Genomic DNA, 7,711 nt, shown 5'->3' with positions numbered 1-7,711 from the left:
CCCCCCCCCCCCCCCCCCCCCCCCCCCCCCACGGCTTCGGACATCCGAAATCTGCCGATTTTCCGGAGAAACACACATGACTGCATCACCCGATCTCTCTACTGCCGTCGTCGACAGCGACGCCGAGCAACTGCGAAAACTGGGTTACACCTCCAACTTCAATCGCAGCATGAGCCTGTGGGAAAACTTCGCCCTGGGCTTCACTTATCTCTCGCCGGTCGTAGGGGTTTATACCCTCTTCGGCCTGTGCCTCGCCGCTGGCGGGCCACCGATGTTCTGGGCCTATCTGCTGGTCGGTTGCGGCCAGTTGCTGGTGTGCCTGATCTTTGGTGAAGTGGTGTCGCAGTTCCCGATTTCCGGTGGCGTTTACCCGTGGGCGCGTCGCCTTGTGGGCAAGCGCTGGGCGTGGATGGTCGGCTGGATCTACTCCATCGCGCTGTGCGTGACCATTGCCGCCGTAGCCGTCGGCGCCGGCCCGTACCTGGCCGCCATGCTCGGCTTTGAACCGAACAACAACACCAACATCGTCATTGCCCTGGTGCTGACGCTGTTTGCCACCCTGATCAACCTCAGCGGCACCAAGGTGCTGGCGCGCATTGCCATGTTCGGCTTCCTCTGTGAACTGGTGGGTGCAGTGATCGTCGGCGTCTACCTGCTGGTCTTCGAGCGCCATCAATCGATTGGCGTGCTGTTCAACACCTTCGACATCAGCATCGATGGCTCATACCTGCCGGCCTTCCTCACCGCTTCGCTGGCGGGCATGTTCCTCTACTACGGCTTCGAGGCCTGCGGCGACGTGGCCGAAGAAACCCCGAACCCGAGCAAGAAGATCCCGGTGGCCATGCGCATGACCATCTACATCGGCGGCATTGCGGCAATGTTCGCCTGTCTGGCACTGATCCTCGCCGTGCCAGACATGCAAGCGGTGATCGACGGCACCGACAAGGACCCGGTCGGCACCATCCTCAACAACGCCTTCGGCCCAATCGGTTCGAAAATGGTGATGGGCGTGGTGATGATTTCATTCATCTCCTGTGTCATCAGCCTGCAAGCGGCGGCGAGTCGCCTGTTGTACTCCTACGCCCGGGATGAAATGGTCATCGGCAGCCGACTGCTGAAGAAGATTTCTCCGACAACCCAGGTTCCGGTTGCCGCGCTGTTCGTGTCCGGCGTCCTGCCAGCGCTGATCATCATCCTCGGCTTCTTCCTGCAGGATGCAGTCGCCACCATCGTCAGCTTCGCCGCCATCGGCATCTACCTGGCCTTCCAGATGATCGTGCTCGCGGCGCTGTATGCCCGCCTCAAAGGCTGGAAACCGAGCGGCCAATTCACCCTCGGCGCCTGGGGCTGGGCAGTGAACATCGGCGCGCTGGTCTACGGCGTCGGCGCAATCATCAACATGGCCTGGCCACGGACGCCGGATGCGGCGTGGTACATCAACTACGCCATGGTCTTGAGCACCGCCATCGTCATTGGCCTGGGACTGCTCTACATGTGGATCGCCAAGCCGTATGACCACGGCACGGCACCTGCGGGGGATGCGTGGAAGGTTCGTCGGTAAAGTAAGTTGCCCCGGTGCCAATAGGTACCGGGGCTTGCAACAGGCGAGCATTTGGAAACAGTTATCGCGACACGCGGATGTAAAGGGCGAACATTCAGCCGCGGCAAATTTGCTGCGGTTGAACGATCCATTTCTTCAAAACCGCGAAACACTGCGCATCGCATCCACCAGATAACGCATCGCAATGCGATCACTCTCCGACAACTCGCGATAGCGCTCCACCAATTTCATTTCCTCGCTATTGAGCCGACGTCTGCGCCGGCCAGTAGATAGGCACGCAAAGATTCCCAGGATTTCGGTGATGCCTTGTACTTTCGACATGGACGATGTCCTTCTCTACGTCAAAGAAAACTTCAGATATTGCATCGCCCTACCCTTTTCAGTAGCACCCTGTGTCCACTGAAGCCCACCGGCCCGAAGGGCAGAAACCGGTCATGCCCATAGAATAGAAATTATCTGGGCGCTGAAAAGGGCTTTTTAGAGTAATTAGTCGAAAAACGCATAAATGCCCTATAAATCAGAAACCCCTGTCGGAAACGTTAACCGACATCTCTTGTTTCATTGCCGCGCCATCGTCACGCCATCAATCGTTTTTGCTGCGCAACCGAACGGTTTAAGCTATTCGTTATCTGTTTAAAGGCAGTTGCGTTTGGCCGAAGGCATGTCCGAACCGATATTTTTGATCCAGCAGTGCCAGGAACGGCGCGGGATCGTTCACGACAGGTTGTACTTATGCATCGCAGGAATTTGCTAAAAGCCTCCATGGCCATCGCCGCCTACTCCGGTTTGTCGGCCACCGGCCTGCTCGCTGCCGGTGCCTGGGCAAGCAATGGCACAGCGGACGGCGAAGCCCAGGCGTTCGACTTCGAAGCGCTGAAGGTCCAGGCCAAGCAACTGGCCAGCAACCGCTACCAGGATACCAAGCAGGTGCTGCCGCCCACCCTGGCGACCATGACCCCGCAGAATTTCAATGCCATTCGCTATGACGGCAAGCATTCGCTGTGGAATGACTTGAATGGCCAGTTGGATGTGCAGTTTTTCCATGTGGGCATGGGCTTTCGCCAGCCAGTGCGCATGTACAGCGTCGATCCCAAGAGCCACATGGCCCGCGAAGTGCATTTCCGTCCTTCGTTGTTCAACTATGAGAATACGTCCGTCGACACCCAGCAGCTCAAGGGCGACCTGGGATTTTCCGGGTTCAAGCTGTTCAAGGCGCCGGAACTGGACAAACACGACGTGGTGTCTTTCCTCGGCGCCAGCTATTTCCGAGCGGTAGACGCCACCGGCCAGTACGGCTTGTCGGCCCGCGGCCTGGCGATCGACACCTATGCGAAGAAGCGCGAAGAATTCCCCGACTTCACCAAGTTCTGGTTCGAGACGCCAGACAAGGACAGCACGCGCTTCGTGGTCTACGCCTTGCTCGATTCGCCGAGCGCGACCGGCGCCTACCGCTTTGACATCGATTGCCAGGCCGAACGCGTGGTGATGGAGGTCGACGCCCATGTCAACGCGCGCACCGCCATCGAACAACTGGGCATTGCGCCGATGACCAGCATGTTCAGTTGCGGCACCCACGAGCGCCGCATGTGCGACACCATTCACCCGCAAATCCACGACTCCGATCGCCTGGCGATGTGGCGCGGCAATGGCGAGTGGATCTGCCGCCCGCTGAACAATCCGGCCACCCTGCAATTCAACGCCTTCTCCGACAAGGACCCGAAAGGTTTCGGCCTGGTGCAGACCGATCACGAATTCGCCAGCTATCAGGATACTGTCGATTGGTACAGCCGACGCCCAAGCCTGTGGGTAGAACCGACGACCCCGTGGGGCGAAGGCTCTATCGATCTGCTGGAGATTCCTACCACCGGCGAGACCCTCGATAACATCGTTGCCTTCTGGACCCCGAAAAAGCCGGTGGCGGCCGGCGACTCTCTGAATTACGGCTACAAACTGTACTGGAGCGCCCTGCCACCCGTCGGCACGCCGCTGGCACGGGTCAACGCGACCCGTTCGGGCATGGGCGGTTTTACCGAAGGCTGGGCGCCGGGCGAGCATTACCCAGAGGTCTGGGCCCGTCGCTTCGCCGTGGACTTTACCGGTGGGGGCCTGGATCGCTTGCCTGCAGGCGCCGGGATAGAACCGGTGGTCACCTGTTCGAACGGAGAGGTGAAGGACTTCAACGTGCTGGTGCTCGATGACATCAAGGGCTACCGCATCACCTTTGACTGGTATCCGACCAACGACAGTGTCGAGCCAGTGGAGCTGCGCCTGTTCATTCGCACCAATGACCGGACGCTGAGTGAAACGTGGTTGTACCAGTACTTCCCGCCGGCACCGGACAAGCGCAAGTACAGCTGACGGAGAAAACAAAGCCCCGGTCAAATCGACCGGGGCTTTTGGTTTGCGACCTCACTCAATCCCGCAAATCCGACTCATGAATGGGTTGGTCACGATGGGTGGCGCGGTGATATTGCGCCGGCCAGATGGCTTTGCGCCCACCCAGGTCATCGTCGGCATGCAATGCCCAATAAGGATCACGCAACAGCTCACGAGCGAGGAAGATGATGTCCGCCTGGCAGGTGCGCAGGATATGTTCGGCCTGTGCAGGCTCAGTGATCATGCCCACCGTACCGGTAGCGATGCCTGACTCCTTGCGCACACGTTCGGCGAAGCGGGTCTGATAACCCGGACCCGTGGGGATTTCCGCGTTGACTGCCGTACCGCCTGACGAGACGTCGATGAGGTCCACACCCAAGTCCTTAAGGCGTCGCGCCAGCTCGACGGTTTCATCCGGGTTCCAGCCATCCTCCACCCAGTCGGTGGCGGACACCCGCACGAACAGCGGCAACTCTTCGGGCCAGACCTTGCGCACCGCTTCGGTGACCTGCAAGACCAGGCGAATGCGGTTTTCGAAGGAACCGCCGTACTGGTCACGCCGCTGATTACTCAGGGGCGAAAGAAACTGGTGCAGCAGATAGCCATGGGCCGCATGCACTTCGACCACCTTGAATCCTGCGGTCAACGCGCGCTTCGCCGAGTCGACAAAGGCCTGGATGACGTCAGCGATCTCGCCTTCGTCCAGCTGCTTGGGTTGTGTGTGTTGCGGGTCAAAGGCGATTGGCGACGGGCCAACCGGCAACCAGCCGCCCTCGTCAATCTTTACGCTGCCATGCTTGCCGAGCCAGGGTCGATAGGTACTGGCCTTGCGACCTGCGTGGGCCAGCTGGATGCCAGCAACGGCGCCTTGAGCGGCAATGAAACGGGTGATGCGTTGCAAGGGTTCGATTTGTTCATCGCTCCACAGGCCAAGGTCCTGGGCGGTGATTCGTCCGTCGGCCGTGACCGCCGTGGCTTCCGTAAAGACCAGTCCGGCGCCGCCGACGGCGCGACTACCGAGGTGGACCAGGTGCCAGTCATTGGCCAGGCCATCGACGCTCGAATACTGGCACATTGGCGATACCGCAATGCGATTGAGCAAGGTCAATTGACGCAGGGTGTAGGGTTCAAGCAGCAGACTCATGGGGCACCTCTCAAATCAGTGGGCAGGCTCCAGGGTTCTGTTTGAATAGTCGACGAGTGACATGAAAGGGATGCAGCACCCGCCCCCGCGGGCAAAAGATTGACAAGACGTCACAAGGATAATCAAGCAGTGCTTTAGAGCCTAGTCGACATCGGGGGATGTCGCCCCCTCTCCTGTAGGAGCGAGCATGTTCGCGATGGGGTCCCAGTCACCGCGGGGTGTCAGGTAGCCAGCGTCATCGTTGGCGACCATCGCGAGCATGCTCGCTCCTACAGGGCGGGTTCAACGGGGTTCGATGTGGGCGATCATCAGTTGCACGGTCTCATTGCCGCGAAACTCGTTGACGTCGAGTTTGTAAGCCAGCTCTACCCACTTGATGGTCGGGTTTGGCCAGACCTCACGGTCGATCCCGAAGGCAATGCCATCGAGCTTGACCGAGCCGCACTCGCTCCTGAGTACCACCTTGAGGTGCCGTTCACCGACGACACGCTGCTCGACCAACTGAAACACGCCATGAAACAGCGGCTCCGGGAAGTGCTGGCCCCAAGGCCCGGCGTGGCGTAATGCACGGGCCAGTTCGAGGTGGAATTCTTCGACCGCCAAAACCCCGTCCGACAGCAAACGCCCGGTCAGGTCTTCGTCGCGCAATTGCCGACGCACTTCGGCGTCGAAAGCTTCGGCGAACAATGGAAAATTCGCCTCCGGCAGCGTCAGGCCAGCGGCCATGGCATGACCACCGTACTTGGTGATCAGGTTCGGATGTTGCGCCGCCACCACGCTCAGGGCATCGCGAATATGAAAGCCCTGCACCGAACGCCCCGAGCCCTTGAGCAGCCCGTCGCCAGCATCGGCAAAGGCGATGGTCGGACGGAAATAACGCTCTTTCATGCGCGAGGCCAGGATGCCGATGACGCCCTGGTGCCATTCGGGATCGAACAGGCACAAACCGAATGGCATCGACTCCACCGGCAAATCCTTGAGCTGGGCCAACGCTTCACGCTGCATGCCCTGCTCGATGGATTTACGGTCCTGGTTCATCCCGTCCAGCTGCGCCGCCATCTCCCGCGCCAGCGCCACGTCTTCGGTCAGCAGGCATTCGATGCCCAGGCTCATGTCATCCAGTCGCCCGGCGGCGTTGAGGCGTGGACCAACGATAAACCCCAGGTCGGTGGAGGTGATGCGCGCATGATCACGCTTGGCCACTTCGAGAATCGCCTTGATCCCTGGCCGGGCACGTCCGGCGCGTATGCGTTCCAGGCCCTGATGCACCAGGATGCGGTTATTGGCATCCAGCGGCACCACGTCGGCCACGCTGCCCAGCGCCACCAGATCGAGCAATTCGCCAATGTTCGGCTGCGGCTTGCTGGCGTACCAGCCGAGTTCGCGCAAACGCGCGCGCAAGGCCATCAGCACGTAGAAAATCACCCCGACGCCGGCCAGCGCTTTGCTCGGGAATGTGCAACCGGGCTGGTTCGGATTGACGATGGCATCGGCCAGCGGCAGTTCATCGCCCGGCAAATGGTGGTCGGTGACCAACACGTTGAGCCCGGCCTTTTTCGCCGCGGCCACGCCTTCGACGCTAGAAATGCCGTTGTCCACGGTAATCAGCAACTGTGGCTGACGCTCCAGGGCCACGGCGACGATTTCCGGGGTCAGGCCGTAGCCGTAGTCGAATCGGTTGGGCACCAGATAGTCGACATGCGCCGCACCCAACAAGCGCAAGCCCAGGGTGCCCACGGTACTGGCGGTGGCACCGTCGGCATCGAAGTCGCCAACGATCAGGATCCTCTGGCGCTGCTGGAGTGCGGTCACCAGCAGATCCACCGCTGCCTCGATGCCCTTGAGCTGCTGGAACGGAATCAACCGTGCCAGGCTTTTGTCCAGTTCGGCTTCGGATTGCACGCCCCGCGCTGCGTACAGCCGGGTCAGCAGCGGTGGGATATCACCGAGAAATGGCAGGGTGTCGGGCAGCTGGCGAGGTTCGATGCGCATGGGGTGACAGGGGCTTCTCTTCAATACGTAGGATAAAACCGGTGAGGCAGCGACTGATCAGCCGCGTTCGCCCAACAGCCACTGCAACTGGACTTCATGCTGGCCGCGGTCGTCGGTGACGAAAATCGTCCCTTCGCTGATCATCACGTCCCACTTGATCACCCGGGGCATGTCTTTGGCCAGGGTTTCCAGGACTTCCTGAGGGACCGCTGCGATGTTGACGTTTTTCAGGTTCTTGATCGCCGGGATCACCTTGCCTTCCCACACGCGCAGGCTGCCGTAGGCCAGCAGGCTGGTGCGTTCGGTGCGGCGCGAGCACCAGGTCAGGCGATCGGCGTCCGGCTGGCCGACTTCGATCCAGTGCAGGACGCGATCATCCAGGCTCTTTTCCCACAACGCTGGTTCATCCACGTCCGACAGGCCACGGCCGAACGACAGTTGCTCGTTGTACCAGAGGGCGTAGGCCAGCAGGCGCACGGTCATGCGCTCTTCGGTTTCCGAAGGGTGGCGGGCGATGGTCTGCTTGACGGACTCGTAGACGCTGCGATCGAGGTCGGTGAGGTTCAGTTCAAACTTGTAGGTCGTGGACGGCTGGGCCATGAACGGGCTTCTTGATACGTGGAAAGGCGGCAAGTCTA

The 7,711-nt window shown here is 60.4% G+C and carries 6 protein-coding genes; 2 read left to right on the top strand and 4 right to left on the bottom strand.

What is annotated here, in order from left to right:
* The first annotated feature begins 76 nt into the window (after positions 1-76).
* A complete protein-coding gene (locus QLG10_RS18345) occupies positions 77-1,561 on the top strand; it encodes an amino acid permease (RefSeq protein WP_188265658.1) in 1,485 nt (494 codons plus the stop codon).
* Between the two features lie 135 nt (positions 1,562-1,696).
* On the opposite strand, the gene QLG10_RS18340 is transcribed toward QLG10_RS18345, so the two are convergent.
* On the bottom strand, positions 1,697-1,882 hold the full coding sequence (locus QLG10_RS18340; RefSeq protein WP_008057830.1) for a hypothetical protein: 186 nt from the start codon (positions 1,880-1,882) through the stop codon (positions 1,697-1,699).
* 411 nt (positions 1,883-2,293) lie between these two features.
* Between QLG10_RS18340 and QLG10_RS18335 the strand changes: the two genes are divergently transcribed.
* Entirely contained in the window at positions 2,294-3,919 is a 1,626-nt protein-coding gene (locus tag QLG10_RS18335) for a glucan biosynthesis protein D (RefSeq protein ID WP_110755133.1), read from the top strand.
* A gap of 55 nt (positions 3,920-3,974) precedes the next feature.
* Here the strand turns inward: QLG10_RS18335 and QLG10_RS18330 are convergent, their stop codons facing one another.
* The 3 genes from QLG10_RS18330 to QLG10_RS18320 all read right to left on the bottom strand — a co-directional run bounded on the left by QLG10_RS18330 (position 3,975) and on the right by QLG10_RS18320 (position 7,673).
* Positions 3,975-5,081, bottom strand: a complete 1,107-nt coding sequence (locus QLG10_RS18330) for an NADH:flavin oxidoreductase/NADH oxidase (protein ID WP_110755134.1) — start codon at positions 5,079-5,081, stop codon at positions 3,975-3,977.
* A gap of 282 nt (positions 5,082-5,363) precedes the next feature.
* Entirely contained in the window at positions 5,364-7,073 is a 1,710-nt protein-coding gene (gene recJ, locus QLG10_RS18325; protein ID WP_083348302.1) for a single-stranded-DNA-specific exonuclease RecJ, read from the bottom strand.
* A 57-nt stretch (positions 7,074-7,130) separates the two neighbouring features.
* Positions 7,131-7,673: a YaeQ family protein gene (locus tag QLG10_RS18320; RefSeq protein ID WP_008057823.1), complete on the bottom strand. Its 543-nt coding sequence runs from the start codon at positions 7,671-7,673 to the stop codon at positions 7,131-7,133.
* Between the last annotated feature and the right edge of the window lie 38 nt (positions 7,674-7,711).

The sequence above is a fragment of the Pseudomonas sp. V98_8 genome (assembly GCF_029967975.1).
Classification (GTDB): domain Bacteria; phylum Pseudomonadota; class Gammaproteobacteria; order Pseudomonadales; family Pseudomonadaceae; genus Aquipseudomonas; species Aquipseudomonas umsongensis.
The sequence above is the reverse complement of the archived record's forward strand: the minus strand, read 5'-3'. Positions and strand labels throughout refer to the sequence as shown.